Origin of the sequence: Beijerinckia indica subsp. indica ATCC 9039 (assembly GCF_000019845.1) — a bacterium.
GTDB lineage: Bacteria > Pseudomonadota > Alphaproteobacteria > Rhizobiales > Beijerinckiaceae > Beijerinckia > Beijerinckia indica.
Genome location: NC_010580.1, coordinates 120,435 through 142,113, shown reverse-complemented (window position 1 = coordinate 142,113; position 21,679 = coordinate 120,435). Strand labels below are relative to the sequence as shown.

At 52.6% G+C, this 21,679-nt stretch carries 16 protein-coding genes and 7 pseudogenes; 11 read left to right on the top strand and 12 right to left on the bottom strand.

The genetic code is table 11. The features are described from left to right. Nucleotides 1-115 precede the first annotated feature (115 nt). From BIND_RS19455 to BIND_RS21010, 3 genes are all read right to left on the bottom strand, one after another. Nucleotides 116-1,306: an NADH-quinone oxidoreductase subunit D gene (locus tag BIND_RS19455; RefSeq protein ID WP_012382980.1), complete on the bottom strand. Its 1,191-nt coding sequence runs from the start codon at nucleotides 1,304-1,306 to the stop codon at nucleotides 116-118. 283 nt (nucleotides 1,307-1,589) lie between these two features. Beyond that, a complete protein-coding gene (locus tag BIND_RS19450; protein WP_012382979.1) occupies nucleotides 1,590-2,120 on the bottom strand; it encodes a DUF4142 domain-containing protein in 531 nt (176 codons plus the stop codon). Between the two features lie 1,383 nt (nucleotides 2,121-3,503). Beyond that, a protein-coding gene (locus tag BIND_RS21010; RefSeq protein ID WP_012382978.1) for an IS630 family transposase occupies nucleotides 3,504-4,447 on the bottom strand; the annotation gives its coding sequence in 2 pieces (ribosomal slippage) (nucleotides 3,504-4,108 and nucleotides 4,108-4,447; 945 coding nt in all). A gap of 334 nt (nucleotides 4,448-4,781) precedes the next feature. Between BIND_RS21010 and BIND_RS19435 the strand changes: the two genes are divergently transcribed. After that, nucleotides 4,782-5,288, top strand: a complete 507-nt coding sequence (locus tag BIND_RS19435; RefSeq protein WP_012382977.1) for a ferritin-like domain-containing protein — start codon at nucleotides 4,782-4,784, stop codon at nucleotides 5,286-5,288. A gap of 115 nt (nucleotides 5,289-5,403) precedes the next feature. On the opposite strand, the pseudogene BIND_RS22225 reads toward BIND_RS19435, so the two are convergent. Next, a pseudogene (locus BIND_RS22225) lies at nucleotides 5,404-5,505 on the bottom strand (ferritin-like domain-containing protein); the annotation flags it as partial. Between the two features lie 84 nt (nucleotides 5,506-5,589). Here BIND_RS22225 and BIND_RS21005 point away from each other — a divergent pair. Further along, a pseudogene (locus BIND_RS21005) lies at nucleotides 5,590-6,371 on the top strand (IS5 family transposase). Here BIND_RS21005 and BIND_RS21000 read toward each other — a convergent pair. Further along, nucleotides 6,303-6,752 carry a YciE/YciF ferroxidase family protein gene (locus tag BIND_RS21000; RefSeq protein ID WP_012382975.1) on the bottom strand — a complete coding sequence of 150 codons (450 nt, stop codon included), beginning with the start codon at nucleotides 6,750-6,752 and terminating at the stop codon, nucleotides 6,303-6,305. The pseudogene BIND_RS21005 and the gene BIND_RS21000 overlap by 69 nt on opposite strands. Nucleotides 6,753-7,424: 672 nt before the next feature. Here BIND_RS21000 and BIND_RS19415 point away from each other — a divergent pair. Continuing rightward, nucleotides 7,425-8,249, top strand: coding sequence for a hypothetical protein (locus tag BIND_RS19415; protein ID WP_012382974.1), 825 nt, complete (start codon nucleotides 7,425-7,427; stop codon nucleotides 8,247-8,249). A gap of 133 nt (nucleotides 8,250-8,382) precedes the next feature. Here BIND_RS19415 and BIND_RS19410 read toward each other — a convergent pair whose 3' ends face one another. Both BIND_RS19410 and BIND_RS20995 read right to left on the bottom strand, forming a co-directional pair. Next, on the bottom strand, nucleotides 8,383-8,991 hold the full coding sequence (locus BIND_RS19410) for a cysteine hydrolase family protein (RefSeq protein WP_341872328.1): 609 nt from the start codon (nucleotides 8,989-8,991) through the stop codon (nucleotides 8,383-8,385). A gap of 30 nt (nucleotides 8,992-9,021) precedes the next feature. After that, a pseudogene (locus BIND_RS20995) lies at nucleotides 9,022-9,240 on the bottom strand (inorganic diphosphatase); the annotation flags it as partial. 265 nt (nucleotides 9,241-9,505) lie between these two features. On the opposite strand from BIND_RS20995, the gene BIND_RS19400 reads away from it, so the two are divergent. After that, entirely contained in the window at nucleotides 9,506-10,378 is an 873-nt protein-coding gene (locus tag BIND_RS19400) for a transglutaminase-like domain-containing protein (RefSeq protein WP_012382972.1), read from the top strand. A gap of 182 nt (nucleotides 10,379-10,560) precedes the next feature. On the opposite strand, the gene BIND_RS20355 is transcribed toward BIND_RS19400, so the two are convergent. Next, nucleotides 10,561-12,009, bottom strand: a complete 1,449-nt coding sequence (locus BIND_RS20355) for a hemerythrin domain-containing protein (RefSeq protein WP_012382971.1) — start codon at nucleotides 12,007-12,009, stop codon at nucleotides 10,561-10,563. 117 nt (nucleotides 12,010-12,126) lie between these two features. On the opposite strand from BIND_RS20355, the pseudogene BIND_RS20990 reads away from it, so the two are divergent. After that, a pseudogene (locus BIND_RS20990) lies at nucleotides 12,127-12,781 on the top strand (IS5 family transposase). Between the two features lie 546 nt (nucleotides 12,782-13,327). Continuing rightward, nucleotides 13,328-14,031 (top strand): annotated as a pseudogene (locus tag BIND_RS19375) (IS6 family transposase). A gap of 172 nt (nucleotides 14,032-14,203) precedes the next feature. On the opposite strand, the gene BIND_RS19370 reads toward BIND_RS19375, so the two are convergent. Together BIND_RS19370 and BIND_RS19365 are read right to left on the bottom strand one after the other, a co-directional pair. Continuing rightward, nucleotides 14,204-14,614, bottom strand: coding sequence for a hypothetical protein (locus BIND_RS19370; protein WP_012382970.1), 411 nt, complete (start codon nucleotides 14,612-14,614; stop codon nucleotides 14,204-14,206). 65 nt (nucleotides 14,615-14,679) lie between these two features. Further along, the gene (locus BIND_RS19365; protein WP_012382969.1) at nucleotides 14,680-15,156 is read right to left on the bottom strand and encodes an Hsp20 family protein; all 477 of its coding nucleotides are present in this window, start codon (nucleotides 15,154-15,156) and stop codon (nucleotides 14,680-14,682) included. A gap of 254 nt (nucleotides 15,157-15,410) precedes the next feature. Between BIND_RS19365 and BIND_RS19355 the strand changes: the two genes are divergently transcribed. Both BIND_RS19355 and BIND_RS22095 read left to right on the top strand, forming a co-directional pair. Continuing rightward, entirely contained in the window at nucleotides 15,411-15,695 is a 285-nt protein-coding gene (locus BIND_RS19355; RefSeq protein ID WP_012382968.1) for a hypothetical protein, read from the top strand. Nucleotides 15,696-15,892: 197 nt separating this feature from the next. Then, nucleotides 15,893-15,994, top strand: a pseudogene (locus BIND_RS22095) (co-chaperone GroES); the annotation flags it as partial. A 218-nt stretch (nucleotides 15,995-16,212) separates the two neighbouring features. Here BIND_RS22095 and BIND_RS19345 read toward each other — a convergent pair. After that, complete coding sequence (locus BIND_RS19345) at nucleotides 16,213-17,862, bottom strand: ISL3 family transposase (protein WP_012382967.1); 1,650 nt, start codon at nucleotides 17,860-17,862, stop codon at nucleotides 16,213-16,215. A 72-nt stretch (nucleotides 17,863-17,934) separates the two neighbouring features. On the opposite strand from BIND_RS19345, the pseudogene BIND_RS19340 reads away from it, so the two are divergent. Further along, nucleotides 17,935-18,643: pseudogene (locus tag BIND_RS19340) on the top strand (IS6 family transposase). Nucleotides 18,644-18,760: 117 nt separating this feature from the next. Here the strand turns inward: BIND_RS19340 and BIND_RS19335 are convergent. After that, complete coding sequence (locus BIND_RS19335) at nucleotides 18,761-19,042, bottom strand: hypothetical protein (RefSeq protein ID WP_012382966.1); 282 nt, start codon at nucleotides 19,040-19,042, stop codon at nucleotides 18,761-18,763. A gap of 236 nt (nucleotides 19,043-19,278) precedes the next feature. Between BIND_RS19335 and BIND_RS19325 the strand changes: the two genes are divergently transcribed. After that, complete coding sequence (locus tag BIND_RS19325) at nucleotides 19,279-20,214, top strand: ABC transporter substrate-binding protein (protein ID WP_041779086.1); 936 nt, start codon at nucleotides 19,279-19,281, stop codon at nucleotides 20,212-20,214. Between the two features lie 158 nt (nucleotides 20,215-20,372). Further along, complete coding sequence (locus tag BIND_RS19320) at nucleotides 20,373-21,419, top strand: NAD(P)-dependent alcohol dehydrogenase (RefSeq protein ID WP_012382964.1); 1,047 nt, start codon at nucleotides 20,373-20,375, stop codon at nucleotides 21,417-21,419. The last annotated feature ends 260 nt before the right edge of the window (nucleotides 21,420-21,679 follow it).

Sequence of the window (21,679 nt, the reverse complement as noted above, 5' to 3'; positions counted from 1 at the left end):
AAGTTAGATAAAGCGGTCGAACATCATCTCGATGTTACAGAGCCCATACAAGTTTACGACGATCCTGCGAATTGTGCATGTTGCAGGAGTTAAAAAATTAATGATAAATTTTTTTTCAACGATCAATTTCCCCAAAGACAATATCGAGCGAGCCGATGATGGCAGAAACATCTGCGAGCATATGCTTGTGTGATAGGAAATCGATCGCTTGAAGATGCGCAAAGGAAGGTGCGCGGATCTTGCAACGGTAGGGGATATTGCTCCCGTCGGAAATTAAATAAACGCCGAACTCTCCCTTTGGAGCTTCAACCGCAGCATAAACTTCACCCGCTGGCACATGATGGCCTTCTGTATAAAGCTTGAAATGTTGGATGAGGGCTTCCATCGAACGCTTCATTTCGCTGCGCCGAGGTGGTGTAACTTTGTGGTTTTGCTCGATGATCGGACCTTTTCCGTCGACAGAGCTTAATTTTTCCAAACATTGCTTCATTATGCGGACCGACTGTCGCATTTCCTCCATGCGGATCAGATAGCGATCATAACAATCACCATGCTTGCCGACAGGGATATCGAATTGGAGCTCATCGTAGCATTCATAGGGTTGCGCCTTGCGTAGATCCCAAGCAGCGCCGGAGCCCCGGACCATAACGCCAGAAAACCCACGTGTCCAAGCTTCATCAAGACTGATGACGCCGACATCGACATTACGCTGCTTAAAAATTCGATTGTATGACAGCAGTTCTTCGAGATCATTGCAGACTTTGAGGAAGGGTTCACAGAAGTTCCAGATATCGTCCAAAAGTTTTTCCGGTAGATCTTGATGGACACCGCCAACACGAAAGTAATTGGCATGCATGCGTGCACCTGATGCACGTTCGTAAAAGACCATGAGCTTCTCGCGCTCCTCGAAGCCCCATAATGGTGGCGTCAGAGCACCAATGTCCAAAGCCTGGGTCGTGATATTAAGAAGATGGGAGAGAAGGCGTCCAATTTCGCAGAAGAGGACGCGAATGAGTTGACCGCGTCTTGGCACGGGCATTTGGAGCAATTTCTCTATTGCAAGGCAAAAGGCATGCTCCTGATTCATGGGAGCGACGTAGTCAAGCCGGTCGAAATAGGGCAGCGCTTGCAGATAGGTCCGATATTCAATCAGCTTTTCCGTACCCCGATGCAGCAGGCCGATGTGCGGATCGGCGCGTTCGACCACTTCACCGTCAAGTTCAAGCACGAGGCGTAAAACACCATGCGCAGCCGGATGCTGGGGTCCGAAATTAACCGTGAAATTGCGAAATCCGGCTTCGTCCATGACAATTCGTCCAAAAATCAGGAAAGGACTATCCCAGGCGCATCCAATTTGCTCGGTTTTAGGAGCCGACAGCGTAGCTTGATTGACAGCTTGAAGCCGGAAAGTTGATCGTACTTCCAAAACGTTTTTTCGAATGCCATCCTAACAGGAAGAGATTGTGTTCGTTCCTTATACGATCAAAGACACAAGGCTTAATTCTTCACATAGGTCTCGTCGGTGTAGATCAAGCCACAATGCGACTTACAAAAAAAGGTTCGGACGGTTAATTGATCATTGTTCAAGACTACGGCCTTAATGCTTTTGCCTCTTTCAGATGATCCTCGAGCTTGGGTAGGGTTTTAGAGGCCCAGATTTTAAGCTCGGCATTCTCCCCACCCTCTGCATAGCGCTTGAAGAGGGAAACCGCATCCTTGTGACCGGTGGTTTGATCCTTGTCATATTGTTTATCAAAGTCCGTTCCAGTGAGCGTCTTAAGCTTATCGAGTTTGGATTGATGTGATTGATCCAGTTGATCTGGAATTGTCGCTTTGACTTTGCCCGATTCGACAAAAGCTTTGAGGTCACTCGTCGTCATTGAATGATCCTGAACCATCTGCTGCGCAAAATTCTTGATCGCTGTATCCGTTGACTTCTGCAGTGCGAGCTCGCTCGACTGAATTTCGAACATGTCACTCGTAGCTGCTTCTTTGACGAAATCCTCAGTCGAAAGGCTGGCATCCATCAATGAATTAACACCGGCTTTTTCGCCGAGTGACTGAGCAGAAACAGGGCTCATGGACACGAGATATGCGATCGCCAAAATCAAATGTTTCATGAACAAGGCTCCTATCTAAAAGTAACGGAGTTACAATATCGTAGTCGGCACGCATCCCATGCAAATCGACAAAGGGCGTTTGACCGCGAAGCTTCAATTGCCTCGATCCTGTTAATTCACGCCAATGGAGCTTTCTTTTGCTTTTTGTCGCGTTCCTTTGGAAACCGCGACACCACAAGACCGTTCCATGAACAACGCGCTATTGAGGGACAAATGGTATGTCAGAATCGGAGGTAGCGTATCGGCAAAAGCCAGAACCGCGTTTTAATACTATAGTATTTCTAATAGCTTATAATATAAATAGAGAAGACACATGATTTGTAGTGATAATATATACAGTCGTAGTTTACTTGAGTTGGTATTGGACGAGCTACAGCACTCGCGTTTTACAAAAAGGGCTATAACGTTGCGTTATTAGCTCGTGGCACGCCTAAACGATGCGGCCACCGAGGCTGTTAGATTAGGTGTCGAGGCGATCCCGGTTTCCGTTGACCTTGTCAATGCTGATGCGGTCGAAACCGCAGCGGACAGCGTCGAAAACGAGCTCGGCCCGATAGATATGGATCAATAATGCCATGGCAACCAGCTTTGCAGCAGTATATGAGATCCGCCTTGACGAATTCCGCCACGTTACGGAAGTGACCTATCTTGGCCAAGTCTATGGCAGCGTTGAAGCACATGCAGAAGCGCGGACGAGGTATTGTGCAAGTTGAGTCCGATTTGATGCTCTGAAACCAGCACTTATTCGCTAAACTAAAGGGGATGATTTTTGGATTTTTTTTGTACGAATGAATCGATCAGCTTTTGGAGATCTATATTTTTCACCATCGATAAGGCTTTGGACGGTACAACCCATCGTGTCTCTCGTTCATGAGCCTCTGGCCAAATTGCAAGCTGCCGCTTAACGAGCATGGGGAATACCCGTACTTCGCAGGGCACCGTGCCAGCCTTCTCCTCGAGCACCTTCTCGTACAGAAAAACTCCGATTGATTTTTTCCGACGGTACCGCGAATGCCCGCTTCCTCATAGGCTTCACGCGCAGCCGACTTTGGTGGTTTGAGCCCTTTGATGGGCCATCCTTTGGGAATGATCCAGCGTTTCGTTTCCCGCGTCGTGACGAGCAGCATTTCCAGTGACCCGATGTCCGTGAATCGATAGGGCAGAACGCCGTATTGCACGCGAATAGCCCGATCTGCTTTAGGTGTCGCCTGTTTAGTGCTTTGCGGTTTTGACCTTCCTGTTTTTGCTTTCGATTCCATCTCTCCGAGAGCCTGCCTTCTTGTATTCCTCACACCCCATCAAGGCTGCTTGATGCGGTCACTTAATTATAAAACAAAACACAAGCGATACTATCAATATATTTTTTAGAGCGTTTACCGATCACTATGGATCATATCCGCACGATCTGAAGTAGTTGGCGCATTCGTCTGGCCGGAAGATGTCGACGAGTTTTCCGATCAGCTTCCAGAGGCCGCTCACGGTGCGCTCGCCGATTTTTCTGAGCATGGCTTTGAGCCGGGCGAAGGCCTTCTCGATGGGGTTGAAGTCGGGGCTGTAGGGCGGGAGGAACAGCAAGGCAACCCCTGCCGCCTCGATCCTCTCGCGCACCGAGACGCGCTTATGGCTCGATAGATTGTCCATGATGACGATGTCGCCACGGCGCAATTCCGGCACGAGGATCTGCGTGACATAGGCCTCGAACCAGTCGCCGTTGATGGGCCCATCGAGGACCATCGGCGCCACCATGCCGCTGGTGCGCAGCCCGGCTACCAGCGTGGTGGTCTTGCGATGGCCATGGGGGAAGCCCATGCGCAGACGCTCGCCCTTCGCGCAGCGCCCGTGGCTACGTGTCATGTTGGTGGCGGTCCATGTTTCATCGATGAACACGAGGCGTTCCGACTCCAGATCGAGCTGGCCATCAAACCAGTGGCGCCGCTGCTTCAGGATGTCGGGACGATCTTGCTCGATTGCATGGCCAGTCTTTTTTTGCGCGTCATGCCGTGTCGTACGAAGAAGCGGTGAAGAGCCGCCACGGAGACGGTCAGCCCGATCTCGATCAGCACCAGGCGCAATTCTTCGAGTGAGATGTCCTTGCGCGTTTCCCAGACGGCTAGAATATCCGCCCGACGCGCCTCGATCCGGTGCGACCGCATGTCCCCGCCCTGGGGTTTGGGCGAATAGTCGCCGGTCTCGCGTCGCTGCGCCTGCCAGCGGATCGCCGTCGAGGGTGCTACCCCAAAACGCGTCGCCGCCGCACGGCAGCTCATCCCGCCATCAATCGCCGCCAACAAGCGCGATCGCAAATCCATCGATAGTGCGTGGCCCATCCATGCCGGCCTCCTTCACCAGCACGGATTCTGAATCAGAAATCGTGTCTCAAGGGAATCCTCAACGTGATTCAATTCGTTCGAAATCCGCTCTAACTATCAAATAGCGCCAAGAATATTTAAGCTATATTATACTTAGTTATTGTATAGGCTGTTTCAAATGTTGGAACGATCGCCGTTACAGCTGCGCTGCAACATAGACCTCACCATTCATTTTCCTATGCTTGTGGAAAATAAGCACGGAAGATCAATCTGATACCTTACCGCGGAGACGGAACGATCGGGTGAATAACACGTTTGCGATCATTCCATAAGCACCCCGATGGAGATTCCGATGGCTACCGCCGAAGAACACTTAGTGGAATGGTTGCGCGATGCCCACGCTATGGAGCAACAAGCTGAAACAATGCTTAGCTCATTTGCGGGTCGCGTTGAAAATTATCCTGATCTCAAATCCCGCATTGAACGTCACCTTGAAGAGACACGCCAGCAAGTTCAGATTATTCGTCGTTGCATCGTACGGCGCGGAGGAGATACATCGACGATCAAAGATCTTGCTGCTAAATTTGTAGCCATGACTCAAGGTTTTGGCGGAGTTTTTGCTGGAGACGAGGTTATCAAAGGGTCTATGGCGAGTTACAGTTTCGAGGAAGTGGAAATCGCTTCCTATACGGTTCTCATCGCTGCCGCTGAGGCACTTGGGGATCATGAAACCCGTTCGGCTTGCGAAGCTATTCTCGCGCAAGAAGAAAATATGGCTCAGTGGTTGAGAGCACACTTACCTGAAATCACGACGCAATATCTGAGGCGTGAGGCAATGCATCTCGAAGAGCAACACTAAACCCATTCCTCGGTGCCGTTTCTTAATATTATGATTGCGTCGAATGGAGTCAGCTCAGATGAGCCTGTCAGTAATGGATAGGCTCATCACTTCGCGGTCATCTCTTCAGTAAATATCAAGCTGCCTGCTCATTGAGACTAACCATCGCAATTTTGGTGAGGATCTCATCCATTCTCTTTTCCTCAACGAGTGTCGCGTCAAGGAGCTGGGCTGCTTCGGTGAGCCCTAGGCCCTGTTGACAAAAGGGATTCCCAAATCGTTAGAACACTGATTCAAAGATGCCTTTTGGAAGGAGGCACACTTGAATCGGGGCGATCTGAGCGACGCGGAATGGGCGATCATCGAGGCTTTACTACCGCCCGAGCGTGGACGATGGGCGCGGCCGGCGCAGGATAATCGGCGCTTTCTCAATGGGATGCTTTTCGTTTTGCGCGCTGGTTGCCCTTGGCGGGACATGCACGAGCGATACGGTAAATGGAACTCGGTCTATGTGCGATTTCGCCGTTGGGCCGAGCAAGGCGTCTGGGATGCGCTGCTCGAAACGCTTGTCGAACTCGGCCTGGCGGATGATTGGCAGCATATGATCGACTCCACCATTGTTCGGGGCCATTCGCAGGCCGCCGGCGCAAAAGGGGGACGCATAAGGAGGGCTTTGGTCGAAGCCGCGGCGGCTTTACGTCGAAAATCCACGCCCGCGCAGACAGTCATGGCCGCCCTCTTGGCTTCGTGCTGACCAGCGGCGAAACCTCGGATTACGCAGCTACGCCGGCTCTGTTGGGCATGCCCGTCGCCAAGCCGAAAGCCATGCTTGCCGACAAAGGCTATGACAGCGACGAGGTTCGCGCATCGCTGCTCTTGAAGGGAATATTGCCAGTGATCCCGCCCAAGGCCAATCGCAAGGAGTCCGTTAGTTACGACTTCAAACTGTATAAAGATCGCAACCGGATCGAGCGCATGTTCAACCGCTTGAAGCAATTCCGCCGTATAGCCACGCGCTACGACAAAACCGCAGTCTCATTCCTCAAATTTCTCGCCATCGCCGCCGCAAAAATCTGGCTGCCTACTTTTGTCAACAGGACCTAACTGATCTGCCCATGCCTTTAATGTTCCATAGCGACTGATCTCATAATGCTCGACACTTTGTGCCGCAGCGAGAAGACCTGGATCGAGTGCTTCGGTGTCTGCAAACTCTTCCATGATCTCTTTGCCTTCATCAAGGAGGCCGATGATGGCGTCACAGATTTTGCCGCGCGGCAATTGACCGATGCTTTCAAAGACACGATCAAGGCGTTCTATTTGCTGTTCCGTTTCATCGGCGTGAGTTTCAAAAGCATGCTGAAGCTCACTCGATCGTGCGTTGCGCGCCATCTTTGGCAGAGCGCGTAAAATCTGCTTTTCCGCAAAATAAATATCTTTCAATTCCCTATGAAAGAGATCCTGCAAATTTCCTCCAGATTGGACCATTGCCATATCCTCCCGTTTATCATCCAGCAAAGCTATCTTATCAGTCATCGTTAAACGAGCGGAACAAGCTCTTGTTCCTTCTGTCTAACCGATCTCCCCTGGACCTCGAGTGCGAGTGACGACTGACATGTACCTGCGTTTTATAATGGACAATGCCTGTCTTGAGGAATCATCAGGCTCCAAGGTGTGATCCCCTCAAGCATGCTTGGCACTGTGCTGTGTGACAACATTGCAGTACAGCTTGTATGTCAGACGCTTTCTGTATTTGCTGACCCTAGACACTTTCGCTTCAGCTACAACAGATTATCTGAAGTGAAGATGGAACACATCAGTGATGATGATGGTTGGTTAAGCACTGTGCGCTGTTGAAGGTTATCAATAACGTGAAGCTGCAGACAATTCTCTTCTCTCTTCAAACAGACCAGCTCTTTTAACTTGAGCTGATCAGTTTCATCTAAAAATAAGCAGTGAGAAAGCGTTCAATGAACGAAGCGAATATATGCGTCAATTGTTGCCACCGTTTCAATCTATTTGAATGGAATTCAGCATGAATGGAATTATCTATATTGTAGGATTGATTGTCGTCATCATGTTTATATTATCGGTACTTGGACTTCGGTAATATATAATGAGGCGATCCTTAGATTATAGGACAAACCGAAAGAGGAACGAATGGACAACACGAATTTAAGACCTGTTGCCGCTGTTCCCATGACGGAAGTCTTGGCCTCCAGCTACCTTGGATGGCCGGCGATCATTGCTGGTGCTCTTGTTGGAACCGCAATCTTCGTGACTTTGACACCGTTTGGATCAGCAATTGGCCTAGCGATTACCTCTCCCTATTTAGGGCAAGGTCTATCAGCAAAAGCCACGGTGATAGCCATTACGATCTGGACACTCTGGGTCGTCGTCTCCAGCTATATTGCTGCCGGATACATCGCAGGCCGGATGCGTCATGTGACACCGGACGTTAGCACCTACGAAAGCGAAATACGTGATGGTGCGCACGGCCTCATAGCTTGGGCACTGACAACCTTGCTCGTCGGCGTGATAGTTTCAACGGCATTGAGTGATATTGTGCGTGAAGCGCAATCAAAAACACCTGAGCAAACCGACCATTCACTCTATATGGCTGATGCTTTGTTACGAGGCGAACGCCTTGAGACCCCCTACAATGAAGGTCTTCGTCGCGAAGTTGCGGCTATTCTTCAATCCGGTGTTTACAATGGCGCTGTCACCGCATCGGACCGAGACTATCTCGTCCGCTTAGTAACGGATCGGGGCCTCACTCCTGTGGATGCCCAAAAGCGCGTCGATTATGCAATCACGGATGTTCGAGATACAGCGAATGCGAAGCGGAAGGTGGGAATTTTAGCCGCCTTTCTATCGGCAGCCGCTTCAGCGATTGGTGCTGCTGCTGCTTGGTGGGCGGCGACTATTGGCGGTCAACATCGCAAGAACTATGCGGGCGTGAGTATCTTTACCCGTTGGCGTTAAACAAGAGGTGATGAAATGGGACGCGGAATATTATTATGGATGCTGGGAGTTCCAATCCCGATCATCATTCTGCTGATGCTCTTTCATTATTAGGGATGGCCGCTTTGGCACGCTGGACAACGCCACGGGCGACTCACTTCCAATTCTCAAGGATGAGATTGGTCGTTACCACTTCGACTTGTTGGCTGTAACGAGTCTCGTAGACCCTGATCGCCGCATCATGCGCCTCATCCGAAGAACTGCAGAGTGCATCGGAGGCGAGTACCACACGATAGCCTCTGTCGACCGCCCCCAGGACGGTACTCAAAACGCAGACGTCGGTTTCGCCGCCTGAGATGATCAAGGTATCGACAGATTGGTGTTGTAGTCGCGCATGCAAGTCCGACTCGAACCAAGGCGAATAGACGTGCTTGTCAAGGACCTCTGCGGGCGGCACTAAAGCCGCGAGTTCGGCAACAAGATCGATCATCGCTATGCCGAGTGATTCGATTGTCATAGACGACCAACGTTCATAATACCGCCGCCATGTCCCAATCCCTTGGCCTGCGTGTTCGGCTGGGATGAAACGAGTAAAGATTGTCTGGCTGGGATGATGAGCGACCAGCTGGTACACAGAAGGAAGGACGCGATCCATCCAAGGTGTCCTCCAATCCGTCTCCTCAGCAAATAGTTTCTGTATATCGACGCAGATATGGCGTGATGAGCAAGAGAGACGACCAAAGCGGAGTTCATTTCGGTTCATTGCCATGGTTGATCCAAAGCTCGAACAATCTTAACCATCTTTCTCAGCTGAAAGGAGTGTTTGCGAACACGTCGCAGTTGGATTTTTAGCCCAGCGCTGCGCTCCGGCCTCCAGCAGCTTATGGGCAGACTTTGGCCCGCAACGGCCGACGATACGGAAATCCTTTCCGCTCAGCTTTTCATATTGGATGAAGAATTCTTCGATCTCTTGAATAAGTTGTGGATTAATTTCCTTCAAGGATTCGACCTCACCGTGCGTCGTCTCCTTCTTTCATGCTCCACCATGCAAATAGGCCGCTATATGAGGCTTTATTACCACCACCCTGAACAACTGAGGGGTTGGCGTGAACCAAAAGCTGGCTGGAGAATTATTTACCACAAAATTCATGACTTTTGGCGAGCGTACAATTGGCTATCTGCAAAGAGAAAAGCCATGTCCTAGAATTGCTAAAACGCAAGGAGAATGAGGTTGTCATTTTTTGCGATCCTTACCTAAACAATTATTGGATCCAATGATGCTCATCAGATACGGCTATGAATTGACGCTCAATTGTCAACAACCGACCTTTATGCTGTGCATGCTCGACGCGCATCGAGAGCGCGCGCATCATATCCGCTACGAGACCCCGGTCATCACGACACCGCAGATCGACTCATCGACCTATATCGATTTGTACGGCAATCACGTACGCAGACTCATAGCGCCTGCTGGCGACTTAGCGATTTGCTGTGATGCAGTCATCGATGATAGCGGCTTGCCAGATCCCGTGGTGTTAGACGCGCAGGAAGTTGTCATGGAACAAATACCAAGCAATTATCTTGTCTATCTTCTTGGGAGTCGCTACTGTGAAACAGATAAGCTTGGTGATATCGCTTGGCAGCTTTTTGGTTCAACACCGCGCGGTTGGCACCGTGTTCAAGCCATCTGCGACTTCGTCTGCGATCATCTGACCTTCGGCTATGAATATGCCCGCGCGACGCGCACCGCCTATGAAGCCTTCGAAGAACGCAAAGGCGTTTGCCGCGATTTTGCCCATCTAGCCGTTACCTTTTGCCGCTGCATGAACATCCCCGCTCGTTATACCAATGGTTTTCTTGGCGATATTGGTGTGCCATCGAATCCCACGCCAATGGACTATAATGCCTGGTTTGAAGTTTATCTTGATGGCGGCTGGTTTACTTTTGATGCAAGACACAATACTCCGCGCATCGGCCGGATCCCCGTTGCGCGCGGACGGGACGCCATAGATGTGGCGATGGTCACATCGTTCGGACCGCATAGTCTGACCCGTTTTAGGGTCTGGACTGAAGAGATAAACGAGGGTGTTTTGCAAGATTTGATCGCCGCATCGCTCGAGAGCGAAGCTCTGGCGTTTCACCGGAATTGACGCAGCGGCAGAGTATGAGCCATCACGACTGCACCGTACCAAACGAGGTCCGGATCTGCGCTGGCCTGCTGCCTCGAAGCAATGAGGCCGCATCGAGCACGGTCTTGTCCTCAAGTCCGACCAACCCGCGCGCGGGTCCTTAATGAGGGCATCGATCGCGGCCTGCTTCTGCTTCGACCTGATTATCGCCGATGTTCCCAGCCTCGACGGGACGCCTCTGAATGACCTTCCCGATCTCCGTACCAGCCGCTGCCCTGGTGCCGCTCGTCATCCTCCTCCTGCCGTGAACGCTGCTCGTATCGCCGTCCGCCTCCCTGCGACGAGCTTCTGCGTTCATTCTCATCGCGATAAGCGCGGCCTTCGCCCTCGCGCTCGTCCCAACCTCTGCGGGCGGCTTCCGCATGGCCTTCGGGATCCCCAAACCAGCCACCGTGGCTACGAGAGCCGCGACGTTCATCCTCGTAATCGCGTCCGCTGCCCTGGCGTCGCTCGTCATCCTCCTCCTGCCGTGAACGCTGCTCGTATCGCCGTCCGCTTCCCTGCGACGAGCTTCTGCGTTCGTTCTCATCGCGATAAGCGCGGCCTTCGCCCTCGCGCTCGTCCCAACCTCTGCGGGCGGCTTCCGCATGGCCTTCGGGATCCCCAAACCAGCCACCATGGCTGCGAGACCCGCGACGTTCATTCTCGTAATCGCGTCCGTGGGAATAACTCTGGCCGTGACGCTCATCATCGCTCACAAATCGACCATATTCGTCGCGCTCGGGCATACGCTGGCCGCGTGAGGAATATTCCTCGTCTTCATAGGATGGACGCGAACGATAACCTTGGTCGCGATCGCTCGAGGAACGGCTGTATTCATCGCGCTCGGACCCGACGCGATACCTGCGTTCTTGTCCACCACGATTGCCATAATCCTCGTTGCTCATGAAGCGGCCCTGCTCGTCCCGCCGCCGACCTGTCTCTTCATCATAACGCGAGCGCGACGGGCCGCGCTCCTCATAGTCTCGGCCGCGTTGATAAGATGCCATGTCTTCTTCCTTGGTGAGATTTGCAAGGGCTTTGAATGAGCACGGTTCCGCTTGCAGCGTCTCTCGGCTAGCCTTGCTCAAAAGTTCCGCTTTGCGCTTCTTAAGCTCTTCGCCAATGACGACGAAGTCGGCTCCGGCAGCCTCGGCCTTTGCGAAAATGCTGTCGGGCTTCCCTTCTTCTTCTCGAATGTGCTGCTTAACCTGTTCGGCTAATACATTGACCTTTGCATCGTAAAAAGGGTCTTCGGGTCTTCCGGAGATCAGCTCTTCGATGAGCACCTTCGCACTGTCGTGTTCGACTTGTGCTTCGTCGAGCGGTTGGTCGTCGATAAGCTCACGGCAAGCAGGATAAAAAATTTCCTCCTCCAGTATCGCATGGATCGTCAGCGCATTGCAGACTTCCTTCGCGATCTTCGCGCGGTCAGCCCGACGAGAGACAGCTTTGTATCGGTCGAACAATTGCTCTATCTCCCGATGGTCCGCCTTCAACATCGATATAGCGTCCTGTTTTTTGGCGTCTTCTCCGGTAACGTCCGATGAGCTTTTGGCTCCGGTTTGACCTTTGGGATCGGCGCTTTCCTTTTCTTCCTTTTCCTGTTTCATGATGATTTTTCCATCGCATGGAAATCGGGTTTGATTGCAACTCCGTATTCTTGAAAAGGTTGCCGATTTAGGCGGTAGTGACAATTTAAGTTTTATCAGTGGGAGCGCCTTAAGCCTTTGGTTCCCAGCGGCGGCAAGGGCAAGCGTGGACCACACAGGGACAACAAGCGTTTTGTGAACGCGCTTTTGTGGATGAGGCGTTCGGGGACGCGACCATTCCGAATGGCTTGGTGAATATCACGCCGTCAAGCGGCGTTCTTGTCGTTGGATCGAGATGGACGTTCTCGATACCATATTCGAGGCACTGGCGCGTGAAGTCGACCTGGAATGGCTGATGATCGACTCGACCATCGTGCGTATGCATAAACACGCGGCCGGCGCCCGTCAGGTAAAAAGGGGTTGAATGCCAAGGTCTTAGTCGCTCCCAACGGTCTTTGAGGACCAAAATCCATGCGAACAATAATGCGCTCGGCAATCCAGTCCGCAGATCGGCGACCCCGGTCCAGGAAAATGATATTGTCTATGTATGCGAACTCATCGAGGTGTTTGAAGCGGACGCAACCGCTTCCGACAAAGGTTATAATGTTAATCATCTCCACGATAAGATCACCAAACAAAGCAGCGAAATCGTCATTCTGCCAAAGCCTAATCGCAAGGTTCAGGGTCCTTAAGCTTTATAAGAAAGCGTAATCTTGTTGAGCGTTTTTTCAACAACTCTCCGCTCAAACAGTTCAGACGAGTGACAACGCGATACGACAAAAAGAGCATGTAAAATCGTGGGGTCATCAGGCTGCAATTAACGCCCGGTGATTATCATTCTTTGCCTGAAATGCGGGATAGACATGTTTGAACGACCTACGGAGCGTGTTATCGCGCACAGAAACGCGCACATCGATGAAAGGCTGCTTCTTGATCATGCGCTTCGACAGATCTCGTTGACCGTACTTTCCACGAAGGCAGTGAAGCCGGCACTCCCTCGTGACGGCGCTGTCCATAATTCACGCGGGTGAGCCGGTTAACCTGAAGGTATTCAATCAGGACTGCTTATCGATAACCTATACTAGTGCGCAAATTTTACGACGTGGTCCGCCAGCAAGACTGACAATTCCATGCCGCGTGATTATGAGGATCGGCGATAAAACAATAAGCGCCTTGTCGGCATCAATTGAAGCAGATAATCAAAATCGCTGACGTCGGCGGTCAGAAGGGTGAACCCCGATTTCAGGGACCTGTTGCAAAATCTTATGGTTAACGGCGTGTTGAGGAAATAGACGGATTTTACGCCTTCGATTAGGAGGCCAGCCATGATTCCTACGCCATTGCCGAGAAGCTGAAGCGCACGTCCAGGGATAATTTCAAGGTTCGGCATTTCGAGGCCTGGCTGATCCTGCAGGCCGTTTCCTGGTATTTACGCTATCCCTTGAGCTATCGAAATCTGGAGGAGATGTTCTTCGAACGTGGCTTTGCAGTGGATCACACCACCCTGAACCGCTGGGTTTTGGCCTATGCCCCGATCGAGAAGCGGCTGCGGTTTTTTCCGCAAGCCTCACTGCGGCTCGATCAGGATCGACGAGACTTATGTCAAGATCCGTGGCCAGTAGCGGTATCTGTACCGGGCCATCGACAAGTACGGCAATCCTGTGGATTTTCTTCTCACAGCCCAGCGTGATCTTGCCGCCGCCAAGCGGTTTTTTCCGCAAGATGCTGAAGGATGAGCCGCTGCTTTCGCCTGGCAGCATTGGCACCGATGGCGCCAGGACCTTCCCTTCCGCCATCAAGGCGGCCGAGAAGGAAGGCCTGCTGCGCCAAAACACGACCCATCATGTCACCAAACACCTGCAGCAAGCCATGCCCAAGGTTGGTGGTTTCCAATCCTTCGCCACCGCCAGACGAACGATCAAAGGCTTCGAAGCCACGCTTTGGCTGCGCAAGGGTTTCGGCTTCATCGGTCTCTGGTCTGTCCGCGAGCAGAACGATCTGCTCTCCGTCTGTTTCGGACTTTTAGAAGTTAACAAAGTATGAAGATCAGGCTTGCACACGCCGATCTGTATCCGTATTCATAATTTGCAACGCGCCCGTATAAAAGGGTTGCCCTTATCTCCGGTTTTGATGCCCATTCGTCGTCGACGACGTCGACGACGACCCTTCCAACTACCCTGGACCCAGTCAAAAAACCGGCTCCAGGGGCACGGAATCAAAGAGCAACTTCCGGAGTTAAAGGCGGCCTGGGACGCCAGGGGATGAATCCGCCTGCTGGAACAGGAGGGGGATCATCGTCCGGGTCATCGTCGTCAATTTCATCCGACTTGCTTTCGTCGTCCTTCTTTTGATCGCGCCATAGATGACCGGTTTGCACTCGACTTTCACCGTCAAGCCGAATGATCGCCTTCAATATTTCATCGAGCGGAACAATCTGCCCGCTCTCGATGAGCCTATAGGCCGGGTGGTTTTTTATCGACCTTGCATCCGATGCCCAACTTGCCAGAATCTCCCGTTTCTCGTTGAGGCTCAGGCTGGAGTCGCGTGCTACCTCATCAGGATCGTAAAAGCAGCGCGACAGGGTCGTAACATTTGTTGAAGAATGAAAAACTGCCTCTGTATCCATCTCCGATCTCCACCAATTCTGCCTCCCGGAGAAGATTCGGGAAGCATCAGTAGTGAACAAAGAGTTTAAGCCGCCTTCGCTACAGGTTCATCGCTCTGTTTCAGCTGTTTTGGCTCTGCACCGCCTTCCATGCGAGTTTGGGAGATTTCGATCTTCCGAGGTTTCAAGGCCTCCGGAACCTCACGGACAAAATCGATCATCAGGAGACCGTTCTCGATATCAGCCGAGACGACTTTCACGTGATCGGCGAGATTGAAGGTTTGCTTGAAGTCGCGGGAAGCAATCCCTTGATGGAGGACTTCATACGCCTCCGGTTGCTTCCGCTTGGTGCCTTCGACTAGAAGCTGGGTGCCCGTCTGAGTCAGGCTGATGTCACTCGGCGAAAATCCGGCGACGGCCATACTGATGCAATATTCGTTATCGCCCTTCTTCACGATGTTATAGGGCGGCCAATCGGGACGGGTGCTATGATCCAGCATGTCGAACAAGCGATCATAGCCGATGGTTGAACGATAAAGGGGAGCAACGTCAAAGGTTCTCATGACCACATCCTCCATTGAGCAATATGATTAAGGCTGCCGGAGCAGCGCCCTTTCTGTCAGGCCTCCAGCCTTGACGGGCATCGATTTGGTCGGCGTATTCCGCCTCATCAAGAGGCGACCGAAAATTTTTTGCCGAATTTTTTGTTTGAGCGAGAAGTGGGTTTCAAGGGTCTTGCTTTGCCTGAAAGTGTAAAATATTTTTTCTGGCGTCGACACGAGAAAGGGCGTCACGCGAGCAACAATGGAGCTTCGAAATGGCTCGAATAAGTCTTCTCTCAACCTACAGAAACGGTGTTGTTAAGTTGGTCGATAGGTCGGCATTCCAGATCGCACCTGACCAAATCCATAAGACAGCAGATTGGACCCAAGGGACTGAACTCATCGTCCAAGAAGTACAAGGCGATGACGTCTGGACCTATCGCCTGATCGCGAGCTGCCGAGGAATCCCCGTGAAGGCCAAACCATATGATGGTGAAAGCCTGCCGGTCAACCAGCCTCGTGCAGAGCAGCAGCCTTCCGTGCTGGCGGCTAATCCCTAACTGAAAATCAGAGAATAGGTCGGCAGAGACCAAAGGTTGGCGATAGGCCAACCTTGCACCTTTTCGTGCCTATCTTCTTAAAAACAAGCATTAGCAGTCTCTCACGAGAATGCTATTTTTTAAATAAGCTCTTGAACTCTTTTGAGGGCGCTCCCAGCTCGCCGATCGAGGCGGTCAAGCCTCGCTTTTTCGAAAATTTGAAATTTTGTCAGGAGAAACCGACGACGTTTCGTCCCATGTACGACCGCGTTCTGGTCCGTCGTATCGATGCAGAGGAAAAGACCAAAGGCGGCATTGTCGGATTGTCATTAAATGGGTTCTGTTCCACTTTGCGTGCTGCCTGGCATCAATTCTTCTGCCGATATCAAGAGGATGGATTCTGATTTGCGGCAGGAAAAAATGTAAGCACACGTTCAAGCTTTGTGTGCGGTGCAGCGTGAGTGGTTCAGATCGCTATCCCAGCAAAGTGCTGTCGCTGAACACTTTGTTTTGTCGTTTCTTTTCTAATGAGTCGGCCTCAAGGATCAGGCATTCCATTCACAGTTTCATTTACGAAATCAAACGGCATCATCCGAGCGCGGAGCAGCTCATTGCCAGCTCTTCCGTACATCGTCCGCTTGAGTGTTTTCAAGCGGTTGATCTGTCCTTCCGCTTGCCCACTGCTCCAAGGCTGAGTAATAGCGTTTCGGACAGCGGCGAGATCACGCCTCAGCGTTTTGGCAAATTGCTGCAGAGGGAGAATGGCGGCATGTCTTACCTTCTCGAGCCATTTTTCGAGCTTTGATGGCTCCTTGCTGCGCATAAGACCACGAAACCGCATCGCTAGAGCCCGCATGGTGACGAAGCTTGGAGAGGCCTGTTTCAGGGCTTTGACCTTGAGTGCTTGACGGGGTGTCAGCAAGCGCGTCGGCTTCAGGCACAGCACTGCGGCGACTTTCGGCGAGATCTGCCAGCCCGTCACTGGGTCAATTGCTTTCGTTTCCGCCAGTGGCGTATGTGGTGTTGGTGACGCCTTGATGTTCCTGCTCTCATCCGGCTCAAGCCGCCGCCATTCCGCGATGAAGTGATAGAGGTGAGAGCGGCTGCCCGTATAGCCGCGATGGCGGAGATCATGCAGAAGATGGCGTCCACATCGGTTTCCAGCCTCCCATTGCTGCTTCAGGAAATCCTTGAAAGAAGCCGGTGATCTGGCGGTCGGAGCGGGGTGACGGCGCGCCGGCAAGTCATCCAGACGGACCCATTGGCGCAGCGTGTGCAGGGCAAGCCCGGTCTTGTCCTTGATCGCCGTGATAGGCATTCCGGCCGAGTGTAGCTCGTGAACATTTTGAAATAACGCCAATCGGGCTTCCCGGCTTGCCTGCCGGGGTGCTTCCCGTTTGGCGTCAGAACCCGCTGGCAGAAGAGAGCGACCGGCAAACCGGCTGACCCGTTCCATCTGGCGCTCGATGGCCTCCCGCAGGTTCTGCAGCAGATGAAACCGGTCGGTCACCTGCTGGGCCTGGGGCGCGCCCTGCCGAATGGCCTGGGCATAGAGGCCACACCGATCCCGACTGACGATCTCGATGCCAGGATGCTGCCTGAGCCAGTGCTCCGTGCTCTCGACGGAACGAACGGGCAAGACATCGACAACGGTCCGCCTTTCGAGATCGACGATGATCGTGCCGTAGGTTTCGCCCCGCCGCCAGCTCCAGTCATCGATAGCGGCAATCCGAAGGGGAGCCTTGAGCTTGCTCGCCGAAGCATGCCGTTTGAGATGCCTCAGGACCGTGTTATGGCTGGTTGGCATGGCAAGGCGGTCCAACAGTCTTGCACCAACCCGGCCTCCCGCGGCATGGCCAAAGAGGCGAATGATCTCACCGACCCGTGCGGTCCGTCGGGCAAACGGAAAGGCGGTCGAGATCTTCTCGACGAAAGTCTTGCGCGAGCAGCTCTCGTTGCGGCAGCGCCAGCGTCCCAGCTGCAGCGCGATGGTCACAGGGATCCCCTGGATCGGCAGATCCTGCAGGTGTCTGACGTGCCAACTGTGCCGCCTGGTTGAGACCACACCGCAGCCGGGACAGCTGCGGGTTCCAGACGCGAGAGCTGAAACCACCCAGCCTTCCTCGCGATGGTCGATCTTTTCGACAGCAATGCCAAGCCCGAAGGCCAAATGGATCTTCTTCCGCATGCCCTATATGTGGGGCTCGGCTCCACCAAGCCAATCAAGCACGCAAATTGGAACAGAACCCAGTTATCGACCATCCGACAGGACGATTTCAAGGGGCGGCATTTCGAGGCGTGGCTGATTATCCAGGCGGTGTCCTGGTCTCTGCGCTATTCCTTGAGCTACCGAAATCTGGAGGAAATGTTTCTCGAACGTGGCTTCGAGGTCGACCATAGCACCTTGAATCATTGGGTTTTGGCCCATGCGCCGCTGATCGAGACGCGGCTGCGATCCTTCCGCAAGCCGCATTGCGGCTCGATCCGCATCGATGAGACCTATGTGAAGATCAAAGGTCAGACGCTATCTTTATCGGGCCATCGACAAGCACGGCAACCCAGTCGATTTCCTTTTGACGGCGCAGTGTGATTTGGCCGCCGCCAAGCGGTTCTTCCGCAAGATGCTGAAGGACGAGCCTCTGCTTTCACCCGATCATATCGGCACCGATGGTGCCAAAACCTTCCCGCCTGCCATCAAGGCGGCGGAGAAGGAAGGCCTGCTGCGCACGAACCCGATCCATCGGGTCACCAAACACCTGCAGCAGGGCATCGAAAGCGACCATTTTAGGGTCAAACAAAACATGCCGAAGGTCGGCTGCTTCCAATCCTTTCACACCGCCAGACGAACCATCAAAGGGTTCGAGGCCATGCTGCGCAAAGGCTTCGGCTTCATCGGTCCCTGGACTGTCCGCGAGCAGAACAACCTGCTCTCTGTCTGCTTCGGACTTCCCTTGGTGAACAGAGCGTAAAAATCACAGTCTCAAACGTCTTCCCGTGTCCGTATTCAAAATTTGCACGAGCCCAATTGCGCCGATCATTCTTCTTGAATGAAGTCTTCACTCTCGAAAATCGAGCTTTGAACTATCCTATAAGTTAATAAAAATAAAGAGTTTATTTGGGTAGCACGCTCTGCAAACCTGGCTGGCGACATTGAATTCCAGCATCTGGCTTGCAACCATGACGGCCTGCAGCTGGCGCAGGATGCCTTTTCCTTCGTTGAGCGTGAGTCCGAAATCCTCTGCAGTTGCCGTTGAGAACTGCCGTTCCACCTGACTAACCTCATATTCGATCACTTCACCCAGCCGGTCGTTGCCTCCAGCTTGATCCGCCATTGCATGGCTTTTCCTCCCCTCGGAAAAGCCGATCATGCCTCAACAATCCTGTTACCCCAAATTCTTTCCAGTCCCCAAACAGATATAAACCGTTCCCAATTAGCTACCTTCCGACAGGCATAGTTGTCGAGGATCATGTTGGACAACCTTACCGCGCCGGTATCCGTCGCAAATTCGTATAGGTATTGGGCAATTTCCACCCTAGCATGAAAATCGCTGCCCCCTATTCTCATCCGGACCATACAATCAAAAACAATTTCGAGAGAAACGCCATGATCAAGCAGTTATTGATGGGCAGTGCTATCCTCGTCCTTGCGATGGGAGCCGCCGGGGCTAAGGATCTTAAATCTGTCGGGGTCTCGGTAGGCTCGCTCGGCAATTTGTATTTTGTAGCCCTGTCGCAGAGTGCTGAGGCCAAGGCCAAAGAGATCAACCCCGATGTCAAGGTTATCACCGTTGACTCCAATTACGATCTAAACAAGCAGTTCAACCAAATCGATAACTTCATTGCCTCGGGCGTCGATCTAATCCTGCTCGCCGCCGCCGATCCGAAGGCGATCGCACCGGCGATCAAGCGGGCGCAAAATGCAGGAATCGTAGTGATGGCGACCGACGTCGCCGCGGTTGGGGCCGATGCGACGGTGCAAACCAACAATGTCCAGGCCGGCGAGATCGCCTGCCAATACATAGTTGACAAGCTGGGTGCCGCTGGCGGTCAGATCATCATTCAGAACGGGCCGCAAATATCGTCGATAATTGACCGTGTATCCGGCTGTAGAAAATCCCTGGCCAACAATCCGAAGATCACGATCCTGTCGGACGATCAGAATGGTAAATGCTCCCGCGATGAAGGCATGAAAATCATGCAGGGTCATCTCACCCGTCATCGGAAAATTGATGCAGTCTTTACGGTCTGTGACCCACAGGCTACTGGAAGTGATCTCGCTGCTCAGCAGTTTGGCCGCAACGAGTTCTTCATTGCTTCGGTCGACGGTGCCCCAGACATTGAGAAGGCATTCAAAGGCGGCAATACGCGGATCCAGGCGTCGGCCAGCCAGGATCCCTATGGCATGGCGCAACAAGCTGTTCAAATTGGCTACGAGATCATGAACGGCAAGAAGCCGGATAACCCGATGATCTTAATGCCATCGACCCTGCTCACCAAGGACAACGTTGCGGACTACAAGGGATGGTCCAGCCTGCGCTAGGGACGCACTTCGCCGACGATTAATCAATATTGCTTAGCAGTTAGGCGTTTTGAGATAGCAAATATGGTGGCTGCAGGAACTCATGCAGCGCCAGTGCTGTTCATTGGCGTGCTAATAGGCTTTTGAATTTCAGTTTGAAGGGAACCGAGGATCGAACGATGCAAGCATTAGTGCTAGAGCGAAAGCGTCAATTGTCACTGCGCGACATCGATCTCCCGCTCAATATCGGCCCCCAAGATGTCAAGATCCGCATCAACACTGTAGGCATATGTGGCAGCGACGTGCACTATTATACCCACGGCCATATCGGACCCTATGTTGTCGATAAGCCCATGATTCTCGGCCATGAAGCCTCAGGGGTGATCGTCGAAGTGGGATCGGCAGTGAAGGACCTCAAGCCAGGCGACCGCGTGTGCATGGAGCCAGGAATTCCCAACCCACACTCGAAGGCTTCCAAGCTTGGGCTGTATAATATTGATCCGGAAGTTATATTTTGGGCGACTCCACCGGTACATGGCTGCCTCACCCCTTTAGTCATCCATCCTGCGGCCTTCACCTACAAAATACCCGAGAATGTTTCTTTCGGCGAAAGTGCAATGGTTGAGCCCTTGGCCATAGGGTTGCAGGCAGCGACAAAGGCAAAAATCGTCCCCGGTGACGTGGCGCTTGTGATTGGCGCCGGGACAATTGGTATCATGGTAGCGCTCGCCGCACTTGCCGGCGGCTGCAGTCAAGTATTTATCGCAGATCTTCAGCAACAGAAGCTGGAGATTGCAAGCCGATATGTTGGGATTACACCTATCAATATCACCCAACAGGATCTTGTCGCCACAATTAGCGATGCGACGGCTGGCTGGGGCGTCGATATCGTCTGCGAGGCGAGCGGTAGCGCCAAGGCGTATTCGAACCTCTTCGATGCCGTACGGCCCGGCGGGGCGGTTGTCTTTGTCGGCTGCCCGATCGAACCGGTCACCTTCGATATCGTTAAGGCCCAGTCCAAGGAAGTGCGCATGGAGACGGTATTCCGTTATGCCAACATCTTCGATCGTGCCCTGAATCTCATCGCGTCCGGCAAGGTCGATCTGAAACCCTTGATTTCCGAGACCTTCCCTTTCAACAGGAGCATCGAAGCCTTCGATCGCGCGGCGGAAGCCCGTGCTACCGATATCAAGCTTCAGATCCGGATCGACGGCGAGTTCGTTTGATATGGGAATCGTCATGCGCAGCCATGTGATCAAGCGCTACTGGAAGGTTAAGTTCACCCTGGATTCAGCTTTAATGTTGCGGAAAATGCATTCGCGATCCTCTCCGAGCTGGGTCAAAGTCGACTATTCTCCGGATGATCGTCAGTCTCGAAGAAATGCCGGACGGCGGCACTGCGAGTACAATAAGATGATTGCCACAGCGCAATCGCAGCATCGCCTTCGATCCAAAGACCGAATGGTCACTGTCCACGAGCGTCTCC

Excerpts from the sequence above, each read along its gene's own strand:
- BIND_RS19455 (WP_012382980.1), bottom strand. The coding sequence starts at position 1,306 with ATGGACGAAGCCGGATTTCGCAATTTCACGGTTAATTTCGGACCCCAG.
- BIND_RS19450 (WP_012382979.1), bottom strand. The coding sequence starts at position 2,120 with ATGAAACATTTGATTTTGGCGATCGCATATCTCGTGTCCATGAGCCCT.
- BIND_RS19435 (WP_012382977.1), top strand. The coding sequence starts at position 4,782 with ATGGCTACCGCCGAAGAACACTTAGTGGAATGGTTGCGCGATGCCCAC.
- BIND_RS21000 (WP_012382975.1), bottom strand. The coding sequence starts at position 6,752 with ATGGTCCAATCTGGAGGAAATTTGCAGGATCTCTTTCATAGGGAATTG.
- BIND_RS19415 (WP_012382974.1), top strand. The coding sequence starts at position 7,425 with ATGGACAACACGAATTTAAGACCTGTTGCCGCTGTTCCCATGACGGAA.
- BIND_RS19410 (WP_341872328.1), bottom strand. The coding sequence starts at position 8,991 with ATGAACCGAAATGAACTCCGCTTTGGTCGTCTCTCTTGCTCATCACGC.
- BIND_RS19400 (WP_012382972.1), top strand. The coding sequence starts at position 9,506 with ATGCTCATCAGATACGGCTATGAATTGACGCTCAATTGTCAACAACCG.
- BIND_RS20355 (WP_012382971.1), bottom strand. The coding sequence starts at position 12,009 with ATGAAACAGGAAAAGGAAGAAAAGGAAAGCGCCGATCCCAAAGGTCAA.
- BIND_RS19370 (WP_012382970.1), bottom strand. The coding sequence starts at position 14,614 with ATGGATACAGAGGCAGTTTTTCATTCTTCAACAAATGTTACGACCCTG.
- BIND_RS19365 (WP_012382969.1), bottom strand. The coding sequence starts at position 15,156 with ATGAGAACCTTTGACGTTGCTCCCCTTTATCGTTCAACCATCGGCTAT.
- BIND_RS19355 (WP_012382968.1), top strand. The coding sequence starts at position 15,411 with ATGGCTCGAATAAGTCTTCTCTCAACCTACAGAAACGGTGTTGTTAAG.
- BIND_RS19345 (WP_012382967.1), bottom strand. The coding sequence starts at position 17,862 with ATGCGGAAGAAGATCCATTTGGCCTTCGGGCTTGGCATTGCTGTCGAA.
- BIND_RS19335 (WP_012382966.1), bottom strand. The coding sequence starts at position 19,042 with ATGATCGGCTTTTCCGAGGGGAGGAAAAGCCATGCAATGGCGGATCAA.
- BIND_RS19325 (WP_041779086.1), top strand. The coding sequence starts at position 19,279 with ATGATCAAGCAGTTATTGATGGGCAGTGCTATCCTCGTCCTTGCGATG.
- BIND_RS19320 (WP_012382964.1), top strand. The coding sequence starts at position 20,373 with ATGCAAGCATTAGTGCTAGAGCGAAAGCGTCAATTGTCACTGCGCGAC.